At 54.8% G+C, this 17,401-nt stretch carries 22 protein-coding genes; 21 read left to right on the forward strand and 1 reads right to left on the reverse strand.

What is annotated here, in order from left to right; genetic code table 11:
* Positions 1-143 precede the first annotated feature (143 nt).
* Positions 144-1,103, forward strand: coding sequence for a 23S rRNA pseudouridine(955/2504/2580) synthase RluC (rluC, locus tag EDC52_RS09010; protein ID WP_131865152.1), 960 nt, complete (start codon positions 144-146; stop codon positions 1,101-1,103).
* A 101-nt stretch (positions 1,104-1,204) separates the two neighbouring features.
* On the opposite strand, the gene EDC52_RS09015 is transcribed toward rluC, so the two are convergent.
* A complete protein-coding gene (locus EDC52_RS09015; RefSeq protein ID WP_131864992.1) occupies positions 1,205-1,819 on the reverse strand; it encodes a Maf family protein in 615 nt (204 codons plus the stop codon).
* A gap of 140 nt (positions 1,820-1,959) precedes the next feature.
* Between EDC52_RS09015 and yceD the strand changes: the two genes are divergently transcribed.
* The 20 genes from yceD (at position 1,960) to ycfP (ending at position 17,401) form a co-directional block, all read left to right on the forward strand.
* Positions 1,960-2,481: a 23S rRNA accumulation protein YceD gene (yceD, locus tag EDC52_RS09020; RefSeq protein ID WP_131864993.1), complete on the forward strand. Its 522-nt coding sequence runs from the start codon at positions 1,960-1,962 to the stop codon at positions 2,479-2,481.
* Positions 2,482-2,497: 16 nt separating this feature from the next.
* Entirely contained in the window at positions 2,498-2,668 is a 171-nt protein-coding gene (gene rpmF, locus EDC52_RS09025) for a 50S ribosomal protein L32 (protein ID WP_131864994.1), read from the forward strand.
* Between the two features lie 25 nt (positions 2,669-2,693).
* Positions 2,694-3,728, forward strand: a complete 1,035-nt coding sequence (gene plsX / locus EDC52_RS09030) for a phosphate acyltransferase PlsX (RefSeq protein ID WP_131864995.1) — start codon at positions 2,694-2,696, stop codon at positions 3,726-3,728.
* A gap of 6 nt (positions 3,729-3,734) precedes the next feature.
* Complete coding sequence (locus EDC52_RS09035; protein ID WP_131864996.1) at positions 3,735-4,688, forward strand: beta-ketoacyl-ACP synthase III; 954 nt, start codon at positions 3,735-3,737, stop codon at positions 4,686-4,688.
* Between the two features lie 18 nt (positions 4,689-4,706).
* Positions 4,707-5,639: an ACP S-malonyltransferase gene (gene fabD / locus EDC52_RS09040; RefSeq protein WP_131864997.1), complete on the forward strand. Its 933-nt coding sequence runs from the start codon at positions 4,707-4,709 to the stop codon at positions 5,637-5,639.
* Between the two features lie 11 nt (positions 5,640-5,650).
* Positions 5,651-6,385, forward strand: coding sequence for a 3-oxoacyl-ACP reductase FabG (gene fabG, locus EDC52_RS09045; RefSeq protein WP_131864998.1), 735 nt, complete (start codon positions 5,651-5,653; stop codon positions 6,383-6,385).
* 154 nt (positions 6,386-6,539) lie between these two features.
* Entirely contained in the window at positions 6,540-6,776 is a 237-nt protein-coding gene (gene acpP, locus EDC52_RS09055; RefSeq protein ID WP_131864999.1) for an acyl carrier protein, read from the forward strand.
* 80 nt (positions 6,777-6,856) lie between these two features.
* Positions 6,857-8,098, forward strand: coding sequence for a beta-ketoacyl-ACP synthase II (gene fabF / locus EDC52_RS09060; RefSeq protein WP_131865000.1), 1,242 nt, complete (start codon positions 6,857-6,859; stop codon positions 8,096-8,098).
* An 80-nt stretch (positions 8,099-8,178) separates the two neighbouring features.
* Positions 8,179-8,979, forward strand: a complete 801-nt coding sequence (gene pabC / locus EDC52_RS09065) for an aminodeoxychorismate lyase (RefSeq protein ID WP_131865001.1) — start codon at positions 8,179-8,181, stop codon at positions 8,977-8,979.
* Between the two features lie 13 nt (positions 8,980-8,992).
* Positions 8,993-10,015, forward strand: coding sequence for an endolytic transglycosylase MltG (gene mltG / locus EDC52_RS09070; protein WP_131865002.1), 1,023 nt, complete (start codon positions 8,993-8,995; stop codon positions 10,013-10,015).
* Positions 10,005-10,646, forward strand: a complete 642-nt coding sequence (gene tmk, locus EDC52_RS09075) for a dTMP kinase (RefSeq protein WP_131865003.1) — start codon at positions 10,005-10,007, stop codon at positions 10,644-10,646. Before mltG ends, tmk begins: the two co-directional genes overlap by 11 nt.
* Positions 10,643-11,647 (forward strand): DNA polymerase III subunit delta', encoded by a 1,005-nt coding sequence (holB, locus tag EDC52_RS09080; protein ID WP_131865004.1) that lies wholly within the window; start codon positions 10,643-10,645, stop codon positions 11,645-11,647. The genes tmk and holB overlap by 4 nt, the downstream gene beginning before the upstream one ends.
* Positions 11,648-11,658: 11 nt before the next feature.
* Complete coding sequence (locus tag EDC52_RS09085; RefSeq protein WP_131865005.1) at positions 11,659-12,468, forward strand: metal-dependent hydrolase; 810 nt, start codon at positions 11,659-11,661, stop codon at positions 12,466-12,468.
* Between the two features lie 281 nt (positions 12,469-12,749).
* The gene (ptsG, locus tag EDC52_RS09090) at positions 12,750-14,183 is read left to right on the forward strand and encodes a PTS glucose transporter subunit IIBC (RefSeq protein WP_131865006.1); all 1,434 of its coding nucleotides are present in this window, start codon (positions 12,750-12,752) and stop codon (positions 14,181-14,183) included.
* A 262-nt stretch (positions 14,184-14,445) separates the two neighbouring features.
* Positions 14,446-14,796 (forward strand): purine nucleoside phosphoramidase, encoded by a 351-nt coding sequence (hinT, locus tag EDC52_RS09095; protein ID WP_131865007.1) that lies wholly within the window; start codon positions 14,446-14,448, stop codon positions 14,794-14,796.
* A gap of 12 nt (positions 14,797-14,808) precedes the next feature.
* Entirely contained in the window at positions 14,809-15,180 is a 372-nt protein-coding gene (locus EDC52_RS09100) for a YcfL family protein (protein WP_131865008.1), read from the forward strand.
* A gap of 21 nt (positions 15,181-15,201) precedes the next feature.
* Complete coding sequence (gene lpoB / locus EDC52_RS09105; RefSeq protein ID WP_131865153.1) at positions 15,202-15,795, forward strand: penicillin-binding protein activator LpoB; 594 nt, start codon at positions 15,202-15,204, stop codon at positions 15,793-15,795.
* Positions 15,755-16,651, forward strand: a complete 897-nt coding sequence (locus tag EDC52_RS09110; RefSeq protein ID WP_230467985.1) for a phosphotransferase — start codon at positions 15,755-15,757, stop codon at positions 16,649-16,651. The genes lpoB and EDC52_RS09110 overlap by 41 nt, the downstream gene beginning before the upstream one ends.
* Before the next feature lie 28 nt (positions 16,652-16,679).
* Positions 16,680-16,814, forward strand: coding sequence for a hypothetical protein (locus EDC52_RS20240; protein ID WP_268990346.1), 135 nt, complete (start codon positions 16,680-16,682; stop codon positions 16,812-16,814).
* A 44-nt stretch (positions 16,815-16,858) separates the two neighbouring features.
* Positions 16,859-17,401: an alpha/beta hydrolase YcfP gene (ycfP, locus tag EDC52_RS09115; RefSeq protein ID WP_131865009.1), complete on the forward strand. Its 543-nt coding sequence runs from the start codon at positions 16,859-16,861 to the stop codon at positions 17,399-17,401.

Consider the following 17,401-nt stretch of genomic DNA (forward strand, 5'->3'; position numbering starts at 1 on the left):
TTCAGAATTACCGGCTACAACGTCATTGCCTGAACCATGCAATGCCTGAAAAAACCGGTAAAAAACCTTTTATCGATGAAAGAACAGTTAAGCACAGAAAAAGAGGTGGCGCTATGCTGGCGGTATATTTAGAATCGCGCACCATGAAAGAAAATAATCCAGCCGTACAATTTATCACCATTTCTGCCGACAGCGCCGGTCAGCGGATCGACAACTTTTTACGCACTCATCTCAAAGGCGTGCCAAAAAGCCTGATTTATCGCATCGTGCGTAAAGGCGAGGTACGCATCAATAAAAAGCGCATCAAGCCTGAATATAAACTGCAGGATGGCGATGTGATGCGCATCCCGCCAATCAGGCAATCTGAGTCCGAAGACGCGCCGATATCCGTCGGTCTGGATAAAGTGGCAGCCCTGACCGAGGCCATTTTATACGAAGATGAGCATCTGCTTATTCTTAACAAACCTTCGGGTACCGCCGTGCATGGCGGCAGCGGCCTGAGCTTTGGCGTGATTGAGGCTCTGCGCGCACTGCGGCCCGACGCCCGTTTCCTTGAGCTGGTGCACCGCCTGGACCGCGACACGTCCGGCGTGTTGCTGGTTGCCAAGAAGCGTTCTGCCCTGCGCTCGCTCCATGAACAGTTGCGTATGAAGGGCATGCAGAAGGATTACCTGGCGCTGGTGCGCGGCCAGTGGCAGTCTCACACCAAATCGGTGAGCGCTCCGCTGGTAAAAAATATTCTGGCCAGTGGTGAGCGCATTGTGCGCGTCGGCAGCGATGGCAAGCCGTCGGAAACCCGTTTCAAGGTCGAAGAGCGTTTTGATATTGCCACCCTTATCAAAGCCAGCCCGGTTACCGGACGAACCCATCAGATCCGCGTTCACGCCCAGTATGCCGGTCACCCCATCGCCTTTGACGATCGTTATGGCGAGAGCGAGTTCGATCAGCAACTGCGCGGCAGTGGTCTTGGTAGACTGTTTCTGCACGCGGCCGCGCTAACCTTTACCCATCCGGACAGCGGCGACACCCTGCGCATAGAAGCGCCGCTGGATAATCAGCTGCGCCACTGCCTGCTGTGGTTGCGGGCCGGTCACAAAGGCTGAGTGCCATCCCTCTGCTCCAGGCCGGTCACAAAGGCTGCGTGCCATCCCTCTGCTCCAGGCCGGTCACAAAGGCTGAGTGCCATCCCTTTGCTCCAGGCCGGTTACAATGGCTGCGTGCTATCCCTCTGCTCCCGGCGGAGCAGGGGATTGATTCCCTCCTGTCTGAGCATTGAGGTCAGCGCAATAAGCGGCAAGCCGATAAGTGTATTGGGATCGCGTCCGTCCAGGGCGTCAAACAGCGTAATGCCCAGCCCCTCGCTTTTAAAGCTCCCTGCGCTAGTCAGCGGCTGCTCCGCATCCACGTAGCCTTCAATTTCCTCTCGGGTCAGCACTCTAAAACTGACGATAAAGGGTTCCACGCATTGCTGCAGTGTGCCGGTGCGGCTATTCAAGAGCGCCAGACCGGTATAAAAGGTGACTTTATTGCCGCTGGCCTGCTCCAACTGACGAACGGCATTTTCCCGAGTATGGGGCTTGCCGGTAATTTTACCGTCCAACACGCAGCATTGGTCAGAACCGATAATTAAATGATTCGGCCAGCCGGCGACAAGCGCTGCCGCTTTGAGGTGGGCCAAGCGCAGCACCATTTGACCAGGTGATTCGCCTTCAAGGGGTGTTTCATCTATATCTGGCGCAGCCGTGCTGAAAGGCAGCTTGAGTTTTGCCAGCAGTTGGCGGCGAAAGGGGGATGATGAAGCCAAAAGAATTTCACACATTTATTTTTACCGGATGATAGCGTATTTGCGCCGGTCATTTTAAACTGTGTACCGCTATGGAAGCGAATAATGGTCAAAGGAGAGCTAAATTAGGCTTTTTCTTTGACTCCAGGTCATTACAAAGTTAATATGCGCGCCCTATGCAAAAGGTAAAATTACCCTTAACCATTGATGCGGTACGTACCGCTCAGAAACGTCTGGACTACTCCGGTGTCTATACGCCTGAGCTGGTAACCCGTGTTGCCGAATCTGTGGTGAGTGTGGAAAGTGATGTTCAGGCCTCATTGTCCTTTGAAATTGATAATCAGCGCCTGGCGGTTATTCGTGGCAGTGCCGACGTAGCGGTGACGCTACTTTGTCAGCGTTGCAACTCGCCGTTTGCACATCAGGTTCACACGACATTTTGTTTCAGTCCGGTCGTCACCGACGAGCAGGCTGAGGCATTGCCGGACGCGTATGAAGCAGTTTATGTCGACAGTTATGGCGAAATAAACTTGCTGGCAATGATTGAAGATGAAATTATTCTTTCTTTGCCTATCGCTCCGGTTCATGATCCTGAACACTGTGAAGTGTCCGAAGCGGAACAGATATTTGGTCAACTGCCTCCAGAGGTGGAAAAGCCAAATCCATTTTCCGTATTAGCCAGTTTAAAGCGTAAGTAATCAAGGAGTAAGGTCCATGGCCGTACAACAAAACAAACCCACCCGTTCCAAACGTGGCATGCGTCGTTCTCATGACGCCCTGACCACCACCACTGTATCAGTGGACAAAACTTCCGGTGAAACTCACCTGCGTCACCACATCACTGCCGACGGTTTCTACCGCGGCCGCAAAGTTATCGCCAAGTAATTCTTTACTTTACCAAGGCGATACATTGATTCGTCTAACCCTTGCGTTAGATGCAATGGGCGGTGACTTCGGTCCCGCCGTGACAGTGCCTGCTGCATTGCAGGCACTGGCTTCTTATCAGCAACTCGAGTTGCTGCTTGTCGGCTCCCCCGCAGCGATAACCCCTTTACTGGCAAAAACCGATTCCGTTCTGTTGGAGCGCCTGCAGATTATCCCTGCCGAATCCGTTATTGCCAGTGATGCCAGACCTTCCCAGGCGATAAGAGCCAGCCGGGGAACGTCGATGCGCATTGCCCTTGAGCTTATCAAGGAAGGGCGGGCACAAGCGTGCGTCAGCGCGGGTAATACCGGCGCGCTGATGGGGCTGGCCAAATTGCTGATAAAGCCGCTGGATGGCATAACCAGGCCGGCGCTGATGACCGTTCTTCCCCATCAGCAACGAGGCAAAACCGTGGTGCTTGACCTTGGCGCCAACATTGAATGCGATGGCGAGATGCTGGCCCAGTTCGCCATTATGGGCGCTGTGATGGCGGAAGAGATACTCGGCGTGGTTAATCCAAGAGTGGCATTGCTGAACATTGGTGAGGAAGAGACCAAAGGTCTTGACAACATTCATCAGGCAGCATCGATTCTCCAGAGTATTCCGTCGATTAACTATATCGGTTATCTTGAAGCGAATGAGTTATTGACAGGGAAGACCGATGTCATGGTGTGTGACGGTTTTGTAGGCAATGTCACATTAAAAACCATGGAAGGTGTAATAAGAATATTCCTGTCTTTGCTTAAATCCTCCGGGAACGGCGACAGGCAGAGTTGGCTGATGAAGTGGGTCAAGCGCTGGATGCGGGCGCGATTGACACGTCAGTTCGGCCATCTTAATCCCGATCAGTATAATGGCGCTTGTCTGTTAGGTTTACGTGGCATAGTCATCAAGAGCCACGGCGCGGCAAATCAGCGCGCGTTTGCCGTCGCAATCGAACAGGCAATGCAAGCGGTGGAGCGGCAGGTCCCGGAACGGATCGCTGCACGCCTGAATGCGGTACTACCCAAGAGTGATTAAGCGTACATGTTTACAAAGATTCTCGGCACCGGCAGTTATTTGCCGGAGCAGATCAGGTCAAATGCGGACCTCGAAAAAACAGTGGACACCTCCGATGAATGGATCGTGACCCGTACCGGTATCCGTGAACGTCGCATTGCCGGTGCGGATGAAACTGTGTCCACCATGGGGCTCCATGCGGCTCAGAATGCGCTGGACATGGCGGGCGTCAGTGCGGACAAGATCGGTATGATTATCGTCGCCACGACGTCGTCAAGCCATGCATTCCCCAGTTCCGCCTGCCAAATCCAGCAACAGCTCGGGGTTAACGATGCCATTGCTTTCGATATGGCCGCTGCCTGCGCAGGCTTTGCTTATGCCCTGAGCGTCGCTGACCAGTATATCAAGCACGGCTCGGTAGAATATGCCCTGGTGATCGGTTCAGACGCCCTCAGCCGGACCCTGGATCCGGAGGATCGCGGCACGCTGATTCTGTTTGGCGATGGCGCCGGCGCAGTAGTGCTTGGCCGCTCTGAACAGCCGGGAATCATTTCGACCCATCTCCACGCGGACGGCCGTTATGGTGACCTGTTAACGCTGCCTTACCATGATCGAGTCGATCCCGCCAAGCCGGCCTATCTCACCATGGCAGGTAATGAAGTATTTAAAGTGGCCGTCACAGAACTGGCACATATTGTTGACGAAACGCTTACCGCCAATAATATTGACCGCAGTCAACTGGACTGGCTGGTGCCCCATCAGGCGAACCTGCGTATCATCAGCGCTACCGCCAGGCGTCTTGGCATGAGCATGGATAACGTCGTGGTTACGCTGGATCGCCATGGCAACACCTCCGCTGCGTCAGTCCCGCTGGCGCTTGACGAGGCGGTCCGTGACGGACGTATCAAACGCGATCAACTGGTACTGCTGGAAGCGTTCGGCGGCGGGTTCACCTGGGGTTCAGCGCTGCTGCGGTTTTAGTATTACAGGAACGGAATAATGACGACATTAGCTATGGTTTTCCCCGGGCAGGGATCACAGACGGTTGGTATGCTTGCCGCCCTGGCCCTTGAGTATCCGCTGGTGGAAGCCACCTTTGCCGAGGCTCAGGCGGCGCTGGGATACGATTTATGGCAGTTGGTCCAGCAGGGGCCGGCAGAAGAACTGAACAAGACCTGGCAGACCCAACCTGCATTGCTGGCAGCGTCCGTCGCCATCTGGCGAGTATGGGAACAGCAGGGCGGAAGCCGTCCCCAGCTTATGGCCGGCCACAGTCTGGGTGAATACTCGGCACTGGTCTGCGCCGGGGTAATCGATTTTTCGGCGGCGATAAAACTGGTCGAGTTGCGCGGACGCCTGATGCAGGAAGCGGTGCCGGCCGGTACCGGCGCCATGTCAGCGATCATCGGACTCGACAATGCCGCCATTGAGCAAGCCTGTGCCGATGCGGCCCAGGGCGAAGTGGTGTCGCCGGTAAACTTCAATTCGCCGGGGCAGGTGGTCATAGCCGGCCACAAAAATGCGGTTGAACGAGCCGGTGCCGCCTGCAAAGCTGCTGGCGCCAAACGTGCACTGCCGTTGCCAGTCAGCGTGCCGTCACACTGCGCGCTGATGCGCCCTGCGGCGGACAAGCTCGCCCTGGCATTGAATGAAATCGAATTTTCGGCCCCGCTGATACCGGTGGTGAATAACGTTGACGTTAAAGCTGAAACCGATCCTTCGGCGATCCGCCAGGCCCTGGTTCGTCAGCTCTACAGCCCGGTACGCTGGTCCGAATCCGTAGAATATCTCGCCGCCCAGGGCGTCGAGGTATTGATCGAAGTTGGTCCCGGTAAAGTGCTGACCGGTTTGACTAAACGCATTGTCGATACGTTGTCGGGCGTAGCGGTTAACGATCCCGCTTCCCTGACAGCGGCGCTGCAACAATATTAATGGGGAATTGCATGAGTTTCGAAGGTAAAATCGCTCTGGTAACGGGAGCAAGCCGCGGAATTGGCCGTGCGATAGCTGAATTACTGGCTGAGCGCGGCGCCACGGTTATCGGTACCGCCACCAGTGAGAAGGGCGCTGACGCCATCAGTGCCTACCTTGGCGCACAGGGTAAGGGCCTTGAACTTAATGTTTCCGATGCCGCTTCCATCGACGCCTTTTTAGAGAAAGTGCGCGCAGAATTTGGCGAAGTCGACATTTTAGTTAATAATGCGGGTATCACGCGTGATAACCTGCTTATGCGTATGAAAGATGACGAATGGCAGGACATCATTGATACTAATCTGACCTCTGTATTCCGTATGTCAAAAGCGGTAATGCGTGCGATGATGAAAAAACGCCACGGCAGAATCATTACCATCGGTTCTGTTGTCGGTTCCATGGGTAACGCGGGGCAAACCAACTATGCCGCTGCCAAGGCCGGTTTAATCGGCTTTAGCAAGTCTCTGGCTCGTGAAGTGGCCTCTCGTGGCATTACCGTCAATGTCGTTGCGCCAGGTTTTATAGCAACTGATATGACAGAAGCGTTGACAGATGAACATCGCGCGGGCATCTTGTCGCAAATTCCGGCAAACCGCCTCGGTTCCCCGAAAGAAATAGCCAGTGCTGTTGCTTTTTTTGCCTCTGATGAGGCGGCATACATTACCGGTGAAACGATACATGTCAATGGCGGCATGTATATGCTGTAAAAAGCACGAAAATCATTTGCGTTATTTGTGGCAATAACCGCAAAATAGCATAAAATCGTGGTTTGACCAGCCGGGATTTAGTTGCATCTTTTTCAACATTTTATACACTACGAAAACCATCGCGTAAGCGAGTTTTGATAGGAAATTTAAGAGTATGAGCACTATCGAAGAAAGCGTTAAGGCAATCATCGCTGAGCAACTGGGCGTTAAGAAAGAAGAAGTGGTTAACAGTGCTTCTTTTGTTGACGACCTCGGCGCTGACTCACTTGACACCGTTGAGCTGGTAATGGCACTGGAAGAAGAGTTTGATACTGAGATTCCGGACGAAGAAGCTGAAAAAATCACTACTGTTCAGGCAGCAATTGATTTCATTCAGGCAAGCCAGCAGTAATCGAACATCCCTGGGCGGTCATTCGACCGCCTACGTTTTCTGTCCCACAGTTAAATATTATCCCTCCCTGGAGGACAAACGTGTCTAAGCGTCGAGTAGTTGTGACCGGACTTGGCATGTTGTCTCCTGTCGGCAATACCGTAGAATCTACGTGGAGTGCGCTCCTTGCCGGACAGAGTGGCATCGGCCTGATCGACCATTTTGATACCACTGCCTATGCAACACGTTTTGCGGGCTTAGTGAAAAATTTTAATTATGAAGATTTCCTTTCTCGCAAAGAAGCACGCAAGATGGATCCTTTCATTCAGTACGGCGTAGTTGCCGGTATTCAGGCAATGCAGGATTCCGGGCTTGTCGTGACTGAAGAAAACGCGGTGCGTTTTGGTGCAGCCATCGGTTCCGGTATCGGTGGGCTTGGGCTTATCGAGGAAAACCACAGCGCGCTGGTCAGCGGCGGTCCCCGTAAAATAAGTCCCTTTTTTGTTCCGTCCACCATCGTCAATATGGTTGCCGGTCACCTGACCATTATGCTGGGGCTGCGCGGTCCGAGTATATCCATTGCGACTGCCTGTACCACCGGCGTGCACAATATCGGCCAAGCGGCGCGCATCATCGCCTATAACGATGCTGATGTCATGCTGGCTGGTGGGGCTGAAAAAGCCAGTACGCCACTTGGCGTTGGCGGCTTTGGCGCCGCCCGAGCCCTGTCGACCCGGAACGATGATCCCCAGGCTGCCAGCCGTCCATGGGATCGCGACCGTGATGGTTTCGTCCTGGGTGACGGAGCCGGAATGATGGTGCTCGAAGAGTATGAGCATGCTAAAAAACGCGGTGCCCGGATTTACGCCGAGCTGGTCGGTTTTGGCATGAGCAGCGACGCTTATCATATGACTTCCCCGCCGTCCGACGGTGCCGGTGCAGCGCTGGCAATGACCAATGCCCTACGCGATGCAGCCATCACGCCTGAACACATCTCTTATATCAATGCCCACGGAACGTCGACGCCTGCCGGCGATATCGCTGAAACCTTCGCCGTGAAATCGGTATTTGGCGAAGTGGCGCACAAAGTGATGGTCAGCTCGACCAAATCCATGACCGGTCATCTGCTTGGTGCCGCTGGAGCGATTGAATCAATCTTCAGTGTGCTGGCGTTGCGCGATCAGGCGATTCCCCCTACGATCAACCTCGAAAACCCTGATGAAGGCTGCGACCTGGACTATGTTCCCGGGGAAGCGCGTCAGGTTTCAGGGATGGAGTATGCGCTCTGTAACTCTTTCGGTTTTGGCGGCACCAACGGTACGCTGGTATTCCGTAAGATTTAATCGTAAAGTGCTTGATAATGGCCCGTTTAACGGGCCTTTTTTTTTATTTTCGGCGATTGTCTGTTGGGTAAGGAGGGAGAATGAACTGGATAAACGGCGAACCTGCCCTGCATTTGCCCCTTGGCGACCGTTTAATCCAGTGTGGTGATGGTTTTTTTACCACCGCCCGGTTGCGGCACGGACGCATCAGTCTGCTGCCTTATCACCTGGAGCGCTTGTCACTGGCTGCCCAGCGTCTGATGTTTGCTCCGCTTGATATGGCGCTGTTGGCTGAGGAAATACAGCTGGCCGCCGAGTCGGCCGTGGATGGCATCATCAAAGTCATCATCAGCCGCGGCGGCGGCGGCCGTGGCTACAGCATGGCCGGCGTGAGTGTACCGGTGCGAATTATTTGCCACAGTCCAGCGCCAGCGCATTATCCGACCTTGATGCAGCGCGGCGTCGAAATGGCGCTGAGCCCGGTGAGACTGAGTCGTAATCCGCTGTTCGCCGGGCTGAAACACCTCAACCGGCTGGAACAGGTGATGATACGTGCTCATCTTGACCGGGATGGCAATGCCGATGAAGCGCTGGTGCTGGATACTGCTGGTCAGGTGGTGGAATGCTGCGCCGCCAACCTGTTCTGGCGAACTGAGGATCGGGTGTTTACACCACGGTTGAACCAGGCTGGGGTTGAGGGTGTTATGCGCCGGCATATTATCGATACACTTCAGCGTTCGACTTACACTTTTTCAGAAATTGCCGCAGGACCTGAGGCACTCTACGCTGCTGATGAGGTCATAATCTGCAATGCTTTGATGCCCGTGCTGCCGGTCAAACGAATTGAGGCCCGTCGTTATTGTTCGCATCAGCTTTTTAATTATCTTGGCCCATATTGTTAAACAGAGTTTCAGAATGAAAAAAAAGAATCGGATTATAAGCTTCATCATTCTCGGTGCCGCGGCCGCAGCGGCATTTTGTTTTTTTCAAATCAAATACTTCGCTTCTTCTATTCTGACCATCAGCCAGGAAACCATCTTCACTCTGCCCGCCGGCACTCATCGCCAGGGACTTAGCGCATTACTGACCGAGCAGAAAATTGCCAAGGACACCCGCTGGCTGCCCTGGCTGCTGCAGTTGGAACCTGAGCTGGCCAATTTCAAAGCCGGCACATATCGCTTTATGCCGGGGATGACCAACCGGCAAATGCTTGAACTGCTGGCCAGCGGTAAAGAGGCTCAGTTCAGCATCCGCTTTATCGAAGGATCAAGTTTTGCTGACTGGCAGGTTATTTTGTCTGACGCCCCCTACCTCAAGCACCAACTGACCGGCATCAGCGAGCCGCAGCTGGCTGAAAAAATCGGCGCCGACAAGCATAAGCCGATTGAGGGCCGACTGTATCCTGACACCTATCTTTACACGGCCAGTACTACCGATACTGCGTTGCTTAAACGGGCCTGGCAGCAAATGGATAAAATCCTGCAGCAAACCTGGCAAGACCGGGCCGAAGGATTACCCTATGCCTCTGCCGATGGTCTGCTGACCATGGCTTCCATTATCGAAAAAGAAACCGGCGTACCAGAGGAAAGGGCCAGGGTTGCGTCGGTGTTTATCAATCGTTTGCGTATCGGCATGCGACTGCAGACCGACCCGACGGTCATTTATGGCATGGGAAAAAAATATCAGGGCATCCTTACCCGACAAGATTTAAATACCCCGACGCCGTATAATACTTACCAGATTTCTGGACTGCCGCCGGGACCGATTGCCATGCCCGGCAAAGGCGCGCTGAACGCCGCCGCCCATCCTGATAAAACGTCCTATCTTTACTTTGTGGCTGATGGCAAAGGCGGGCATGCCTTTACTACCAATCTGGCGAGCCATAACCAGGCCGTACAGCAGTATCGTAAAATCATGAAGGAAAAGAATGCACAGTAAATTTATCGTAATTGAAGGGCTTGAGGGCGCAGGTAAAACCAGCGCTATCAATGTCGTGGTTGAAACCCTGAAACGTTACGGTGTAGAGAATGTGGTATATACACGCGAACCCGGGGGAACTCCGCTGGCGGAAGCGTTGCGCCAGCTTATCAAAGAAGGCATCGACGGTGATGTGGTCAGCGACAAAGCGGAAGTGCTGATGCTGTATGCCGCCAGAGTGCAGTTGGTTGAACGTGTTATCAAGCCGGCGCTGGCGCGTGGCGCGTGGGTAATAGGCGATCGCCACGACCTTTCTTCCCAGGCCTATCAGGGCGGTGGTCGCGGTATTGATCAGCAGTTGCTTACCCGCTTGCGGAATACGGTGCTGGGCGATTTCAGGCCGGATATGACGCTTTATCTGGATATTCCTCCGGCGCTGGGGCTCAGTCGAGCCAGGGCCAGGGGGGCGCTGGACCGTATCGAGCAGGAGTCACTGGACTTTTTTGACCGCACCCGGGCCCGCTATCAGGCGCTGGCCGCTGAGGACCGGTCTATTCTGACGGTGGATGCTTCCGGCACGCTTGCACAGGTCAGCGCTGGAGTCCGCGGGCAACTTGAACGTTGGCTGGATGCCCAGGGATGTAAGCCGTGAAATGGTACCCCTGGCTCAGCGCGCCCTACCGGCAGATTCTGGCGCGTTATCAGCAAGAGCGTGGCCACCATGCGTTGTTGGTGCATGCTCATGCCGGCTGTGGAGATGCATCGCTGTTTTATGCCATCAGCCGCTGGCTGATGTGCCGGCAGCCGCAGGGCAGTAAAAGCTGCGGCCATTGCCACAGTTGCCAACTGATGATTGCCGGCAACCACCCGGATTTTTATCAGCTTGAGGTCGAAAAAGGCCGCTCGAGCTTGGGCGTCGATGCTGTCCGTCAAGTGGTGGAGGCGTTGTACGGTCATGCTCAGCAAGGCGGGGCCAAGGTAATCTGGCTTGCCAACAGCGAGCTTTTAACCGAACAGGCAGCCAATGCACTGTTGAAAACCCTTGAAGAGCCGCCTGAACACACTTTCTTTCTGCTGGGGTGTCGGGAGCCTTCTCGCCTGCTGTCAACCTTGCGCAGTCGCTGCCTGTACTGGCATTTGCCGGCGCCGGACGAACAGTCCGGCCTTTACTGGCTCGGCCAGCAAGGCGGCCAGGAGCCAACCGCTGCCCTGACGGCGCTGCGTATGCATTATGGCGCGCCGCTGGCGGCGCTTGAACTGCTTGAACCGGCGCGCTGGGCTGAACGTAATGCGCTTTGTGACGGCCTGCAGCGGGCGGTGGTCAACCAGGATTTTATAGCGCTGTTGCCGCTTATCAGTAAAGACAAGGACGATGCGCCGCTTCACTGGCTGCTCAGTCTGCTGACGGATGCGCTGAAATGGCAGCAGGGGGCTTTTGCCTTCGCTATCAATCAGGACAAACCGGAGCTTTTGCAGCTACTGGCGGCGGCTTTTCCGGCCGGCACGCTACACCATCAGTTGCATCAGTGGCTTGATTGTCGCCGGCAATGGCGCGAGATTACCGGCGTCAATCGCGAGTTACTGCTGGTCAACCAATTGCTGAATTGGGAAAGCGACACGCCTGACGGGCGCGCGCATCCCTGGACTTTATAAAAGGGTAGAGTATGTTTTTAGTTGATTCCCATTGTCACCTGGATGGCCTGGATTATGAAAATCTTCATCTGGACGTGGCCGATGTAGCGGATAAAGCCAAGGCCCGGGATGTCCGGCTGATGCTGGCGGTTTCCACTACGCTTGCCGGTTTTGGCAAAATGAACACGCTGATCGGCGAACGTGACGATATCCTGTTTTCCTGTGGCGTACATCCGCTTAATCTGGATGAACCTTACGATTTTGCTACGCTGCGCGATCTTGCATCAGCACCGCGGGTAGTGGCGCTGGGTGAAACCGGTTTGGATTATTATTATCAGCAGGATAACAAGGCCGAGCAGCAGGAGAGCTTTCGTCAGCACATCCGCATTGGTCGAGAACTCAACAAACCGGTTATTGTGCATACCAGAGCGGCGCGGGAAGATACGCTGGCGCTGTTGCAGCAGGAGCAGGCGCGGGAATGCAGCGGGGTGCTGCATTGTTTTACCGAGGATATCAACACGGCTAAAGTACTGCTGGAAATGGGCTTTTATATTTCGTTTTCAGGCATTCTGACGTTTCGTAACGCCGAAGCACTGCGCGATGCCGCTCGATACGTGCCGCTGGATCGGCTGCTGGTTGAAACCGACTCACCCTATCTGGCCCCGGTACCTTACCGAGGGAAAGAAAACCAGCCCGCTTATGTACGGGATGTGGCGGAATATATGGCGGTGCTCAAAGGCGTATCCATTGAAGAGCTGGCGCGTCTGACCAGCGAAAATTTTGGCCGCCTGTTCCATGTGGATGTCAAAACCCGGATGGCCGCTGCTGATGCCCAAGGGTGACGGTGAGCACCGTCTATTTCACATTCGTATTAATGCATGAATAGGGTTATTCTTCCGTCCCAACGGCACTGGCGGGGCGTGCTTATTAGCAGCATCCCCTTCTTTATTCGGCGCTAATAATTAATTTTAGAAGGTTTTTATCCGCAACGTGATTATCGTCAACGTAGCCCATGGCGATTTATTTTACTCTTCGAAATAAATAACAGGCCTCAACCTGAATGAGCGCAAAACCCATGAGTTTTGCGCCGGCGAGAGAAATTTTTTACTCAGGAGTACAGTTCATGTTCAAAAATGCATTTGCCAACCTGCAGAAAGTGGGTAAATCGCTGATGCTGCCAGTTTCCGTATTGCCCATCGCGGGGATCCTGCTTGGCGTGGGTTCAGCGGATTTTACCTGGCTGCCTGTCGTGGTTTCTCATGTTATGGCACAAGCGGGCGGTTCGGTATTTGCCAATATGCCGCTGATTTTTGCCATCGGCGTAGCGCTCGGTTTTACCAATAACGACGGTGTTTCCGCGCTGGCCTCAGTGGTGGCTTACGGTATCATGGTCAAAACCATGGCTGTGGTGGCGCCATTGGTGCTGCATCTATCCCCGGAAGAGATAACCCGCCAGCATTTGGCCGATACCGGCGTACTGGGCGGGATTATTGCGGGCGCGGTAGCGGCCTACATGTTTAATCGCTTCTATCGTATCAAATTGCCGGATTATCTCGGTTTTTTTGCCGGCAAACGTTTTGTTCCCATTATATCCGGCTTATGCGCTATTTTCCTCGGCGTGCTGCTGTCATTTATTTGGCCACCGGTCGGCGCCGCGATCCAGGATTTTTCCCAATGGGCGGCTTATCAGAATCCGGTGGTGGCGTTTGGCATCTATGGGCTGGTGGAACGTGCCTTGGTACCCTTCGGTCTGCATCACATATGGAACGTCCCCTTCCAGATGCAGGTAGGGGAATTTACCAATGCCGCAGGTCAGGTATTCCACGGCGATATCCCTCGCTATATGGCCGGGGACCCAACGGCGGGCAAACTGTCCGGCGGCTTCCTGTTTAAAATGTATGGCCTGCCGGCGGCGGCGATTGCCATCTGGCACTCAGCCAAACCTGCAAACCGGGCCAAGGTCGGCGGGATCATGATCTCCGGCGCCTTGACGGCCTTCCTTACCGGCATTACCGAACCGATTGAATTTGCCTTTATGTTCGTTGCCCCGGTGCTGTATATCATCCATGCTATCCTGGCCGGCCTGGCTTTTCCGCTCTGTATCCTGCTCGGCATGCGTGACGGTATCAGCTTTTCCCACGGCCTGATTGATTTCGTGGTGCTGAGCGGCAACAGCAGCCGTATCTGGCTGTTCCCCCTGGTAGGCATCATCTATGGTCTGGTCTACTACACGCTGTTCCGGGTGTTGATTGTCAAATTGGACCTTAAAACGCCGGGACGCGAAGCCAGCACCACTCAGCAAATCCGGCAGGGCGGCACTGAAATGGCGGCAGCGCTGGTCACTGCCTTCGGCGGTAAAGACAATATCACCAACCTGGATGCCTGCATAACCCGACTACGTATCAGCGTCGCCGACGTGTCCCGAGTCGACCAGGCCGGGCTTAAGCAACTCGGCGCTGCGGGTGTGGTCGTCGCCGGGTCGGGCGTACAGGCTATCTTTGGTACCCGCTCCGACAACCTTAAAACCGACATGGACGAATACATGCGTCAACGTTGACAGCATTCCACACCTGTAACAGGGAGGCGTAAGCCTCCCTGACGGTATCGTTTCTCCCTGCATGACTCGACATTCTGCCAACCCGCGTAATTTCAGGTGACTGGGCGGTTTGAGCCGATAATGGCCTCTTTAAAATCTCACCTAACGCACCGCCTTTTGCTATTGTTACTGGGATAACGAATAATTCGACCAGCAAGGTTGAAACCCGGACAATGAGTCCCGCATACTTGAGCCACAACCTCATGAAACAAGGAAAGAGAACATGGCCGAAGAGACTATCTTCAGTAAAATCATCCGTCGGGAAATCCCCAGCGAGATCCTGTACCAGGACGATCTGGTCACCGCTTTTCGGGATATTACGCCTAAAGCGCCGAGCCATATCCTTATCGTCCCCAATGTGCTGATCCCCACCGCAAACGATGTCCTGGCTGAGCATGAAGCTGCCCTGGGACGCATGATAACCACGGCGGCCAAGATTGCCGAACAGGAAGGCATCGCAGATGATGGCTACCGCCTGATCATCAACTGCAATCGCTACGGCGGACAGGAAGTCTACCACCTCCATATGCACCTGCTCGGCGGCAAACCGCTCGGCCCGCTGCTGGCACACTGATTGGGGTCTATCATGCGTATTGCACTGCCGCTGTTAGCCGCACTGCTGGTTGTCACTGGCTGTAGCAGTAATAAGGCGTTGATCATCAATGATCAACAGTCACTGGTCATGGACTCCAACGTGTTAACCGCCGGCATCACGGCCTCAAGACCGTCCCTGGACACCGATAAAGGACGCAAGCAAGCCTGGGCCGACATCAGCAACGGCCAGAACCATGCCGTCACAATACACTACCGCTTTTATTGGTATGATGAGCAGGGTCTGGATGTGCTGCCCTACCCAGAAACCCATACGTTGGTGGTGCCCTCTGACTCCAGCGTGCGGGTTCAGGCTGTCAACGGCAACCTTGAAGCTCGGCGGGTCCGCCTCTATCTTTACCTTTAAATGATGCTTATGTTGAATATGATGAAAAAATATCTGTTTGTCGTCGTGGCCGCGCTACTGCTGGCAGGCTGTCCCTCTCGTACGCCGGAACCCGAGCAGCCGCCCGCTACCGTCGAGCCGGCTGAACCGCAGCCGCCGGTAACGGTGCCAGAACAGCCTCAACTGCCGCCTCTCCAGCCTGTGCCTTCACCGCCCAAGATAAAAACCATCGACTGGCAAGCCAGCGTCACTCCGCTGGTCAAAAAAATGCTTAATGCCGAGGGTGTCGAACCGGGCAGCGTGCTGCTTATCAACAGCGTAAAAAACAATACCAATGGTAATCTGCAGACCGGCAAAGCCACCGCCAGTCTTTATCAGGCACTGGCGCAGGAAAGTAAATTCAGCGTGATAGGCGAAGAAAAGCTGGCCAATGCCAAGATGACGCTCGGTCTCTCGGTTGATGATAGCCTGGAATCCCGCAGCAAGGCGGTGGGCCTGGCCCGTTATCTCAGCGCCCAATATGTGCTTTACAGCGATGCCAGCGGCGATGCCCGTCAACCTTCACTGGAAATGCAGCTGATGCTGGTGCAGACCGGTGAAATTATCTGGTCAGGTAAAGGTGCAACGCAAGAATAACCCGGAACTGCAGGCGGTGGTCGCCCAGTTGTGTCCTGATAGTCGTCCGGCAAGCGTGACCTATGAACCGGTGTCGGGGCTCACCGGGGAAAGCTGGCGCTTTGACACCGGCCGCCTGCAGGGCTTAGCCAGGGAGGCTTCGCAGGCCAAGAGCCTGCTCGGCGCCAGCCGGCGCCAAGAGTATCGGATTCTCAGACGGCTGCGTCACTGTCACCTGGCCCCCAGTGCTTGGGCTCTGACCCCCGGCTGGCTGCTGGTTGAATGGATAAAGGGCAGGGCGTTTTCAACTGACGAGTGGCAGAACACCCTGGCCGACGGCGGTCTGGCGCGTTGCCTGTCCGGCCTGCATAAGATGCCGTTGCTGGGTTATCCGCTGGCGCTGCCTCAGCGCTTGTTGCGCTGGTGGCATTATGTCGATCCCTCGCGGCGCACGCCTGCCTGGCTCAAGCTGCATAAGCGCTTTACCCGCAGTACGTTGCCCCGGCCGCTGCTGGTAGCGCCGTTGCATATGGATATCCACGCCGGCAACCTGATTATCGGCAGCTATCCTGCACAGCCGATGCATTTTATCGACTGGGAATATGCCGGCGATGGCGATATCGCCCTCGAGCTGGCGGCGCTGTTTCGCGGCAATGATGTGAGCCGGCCGCAACAGATGCAGTTTATTGACGATTACTGCCAGGCATCCGGGCTGCACTATACTGCGCCACAGCTGCTGCGCCAGATCGCCCGGTGGCTGCCGTGGGTCGATTACCTGATGCTGATGTGGTACGAAGTCCGCTGGCAGCAGACCGGCGAAAAAGCGTTCACGGAACTGGCGGACTGTCTCGGCGCCCGTATGGGCCTGCGCCGCTGAAACATCTTCACCGGACGGCCCCCGGCGAATGCAAAATCTGTCGCTGATCAAAGTGATCCCCGGCCTGACGTTGTACCATCAACAGGTATTTGCCGATCGTTCCGGCTATGCTGACTACCCTGAATACAGCGTGAGGCAGCAGTGGCCTCTGCGCTCCAGTTAATGGTTTCTGACGTTTTCAGGCGACTAACATCGACGAGGATATGCATGATTATCTATTTACCCGGCTTTGATTCGAACAGTCCCGGCAACCATGAAAAGGTGCTGCAACTGCAGTTTATCGATCCTGATGTCCGGCTGATTGGCTACAGCACGCTGCATCCCCGCCATGATATGCAGCACTTGCTGAAGGAAGTCGATAAAATGCTGCAGCTGTGCGCGGATGAACGGCCGTTGATTTGCGGGGTAGGCCTAGGCGGATTCTGGGCTGAGCGCATCGGTTTCCTTTGCGATATCCGGCAGGTCATCGTCAATCCCAATTTATGGCCCGAGGAGAACATGCCGGGCAAGATCGACCGGCCGGAAGAGTATCTGGATATCGCGACCAAATGTGTCAGCAATTTTCGCGAGAAAAACCGCGACCGCTGCCTGGTTCTGCTCTCCCGTACCGATGAAGCGCTGGACAGCCAGCGCAGCGCCAAACACCTGTCGGCCTATTATGAAATCATCTGGGACGATGTTCAGACGCATAAATTTAAAAATATCTCCCCGCACCTGCAGCGCATTCAGGCATTTAAAACGTTGGGATAA

Source organism: Biostraticola tofi (genome assembly GCF_004343195.1).
Taxonomy (GTDB): domain Bacteria; phylum Pseudomonadota; class Gammaproteobacteria; order Enterobacterales; family Enterobacteriaceae; genus Biostraticola; species Biostraticola tofi.

What these genes read in the sequence shown, in the direction of transcription:
- pabC (WP_131865001.1), top strand. Translation starts at nt 8,179, where the DNA reads ATGAACTGGATAAACGGCGAACCTGCCCTGCATTTGCCCCTTGGCGAC.
- hinT (WP_131865007.1), top strand. Translation starts at nt 14,446, where the DNA reads ATGGCCGAAGAGACTATCTTCAGTAAAATCATCCGTCGGGAAATCCCC.
- rluC (WP_131865152.1), top strand. Translation starts at nt 144, where the DNA reads ATGAAAGAAAATAATCCAGCCGTACAATTTATCACCATTTCTGCCGAC.
- EDC52_RS09015 (WP_131864992.1), bottom strand. Translation starts at nt 1,819, where the DNA reads ATGTGTGAAATTCTTTTGGCTTCATCATCCCCCTTTCGCCGCCAACTG.
- rpmF (WP_131864994.1), top strand. Translation starts at nt 2,498, where the DNA reads ATGGCCGTACAACAAAACAAACCCACCCGTTCCAAACGTGGCATGCGT.
- lpoB (WP_131865153.1), top strand. Translation starts at nt 15,202, where the DNA reads ATGAAAAAATATCTGTTTGTCGTCGTGGCCGCGCTACTGCTGGCAGGC.
- EDC52_RS09035 (WP_131864996.1), top strand. Translation starts at nt 3,735, where the DNA reads ATGTTTACAAAGATTCTCGGCACCGGCAGTTATTTGCCGGAGCAGATC.
- tmk (WP_131865003.1), top strand. Translation starts at nt 10,005, where the DNA reads ATGCACAGTAAATTTATCGTAATTGAAGGGCTTGAGGGCGCAGGTAAA.
- EDC52_RS09085 (WP_131865005.1), top strand. Translation starts at nt 11,659, where the DNA reads ATGTTTTTAGTTGATTCCCATTGTCACCTGGATGGCCTGGATTATGAA.
- acpP (WP_131864999.1), top strand. Translation starts at nt 6,540, where the DNA reads ATGAGCACTATCGAAGAAAGCGTTAAGGCAATCATCGCTGAGCAACTG.
- EDC52_RS09100 (WP_131865008.1), top strand. Translation starts at nt 14,809, where the DNA reads ATGCGTATTGCACTGCCGCTGTTAGCCGCACTGCTGGTTGTCACTGGC.
- ptsG (WP_131865006.1), top strand. Translation starts at nt 12,750, where the DNA reads ATGTTCAAAAATGCATTTGCCAACCTGCAGAAAGTGGGTAAATCGCTG.
- fabG (WP_131864998.1), top strand. Translation starts at nt 5,651, where the DNA reads ATGAGTTTCGAAGGTAAAATCGCTCTGGTAACGGGAGCAAGCCGCGGA.
- ycfP (WP_131865009.1), top strand. Translation starts at nt 16,859, where the DNA reads ATGATTATCTATTTACCCGGCTTTGATTCGAACAGTCCCGGCAACCAT.
- EDC52_RS20240 (WP_268990346.1), top strand. Translation starts at nt 16,680, where the DNA reads ATGCAAAATCTGTCGCTGATCAAAGTGATCCCCGGCCTGACGTTGTAC.
- yceD (WP_131864993.1), top strand. Translation starts at nt 1,960, where the DNA reads ATGCAAAAGGTAAAATTACCCTTAACCATTGATGCGGTACGTACCGCT.
- fabD (WP_131864997.1), top strand. Translation starts at nt 4,707, where the DNA reads ATGACGACATTAGCTATGGTTTTCCCCGGGCAGGGATCACAGACGGTT.
- mltG (WP_131865002.1), top strand. Translation starts at nt 8,993, where the DNA reads ATGAAAAAAAAGAATCGGATTATAAGCTTCATCATTCTCGGTGCCGCG.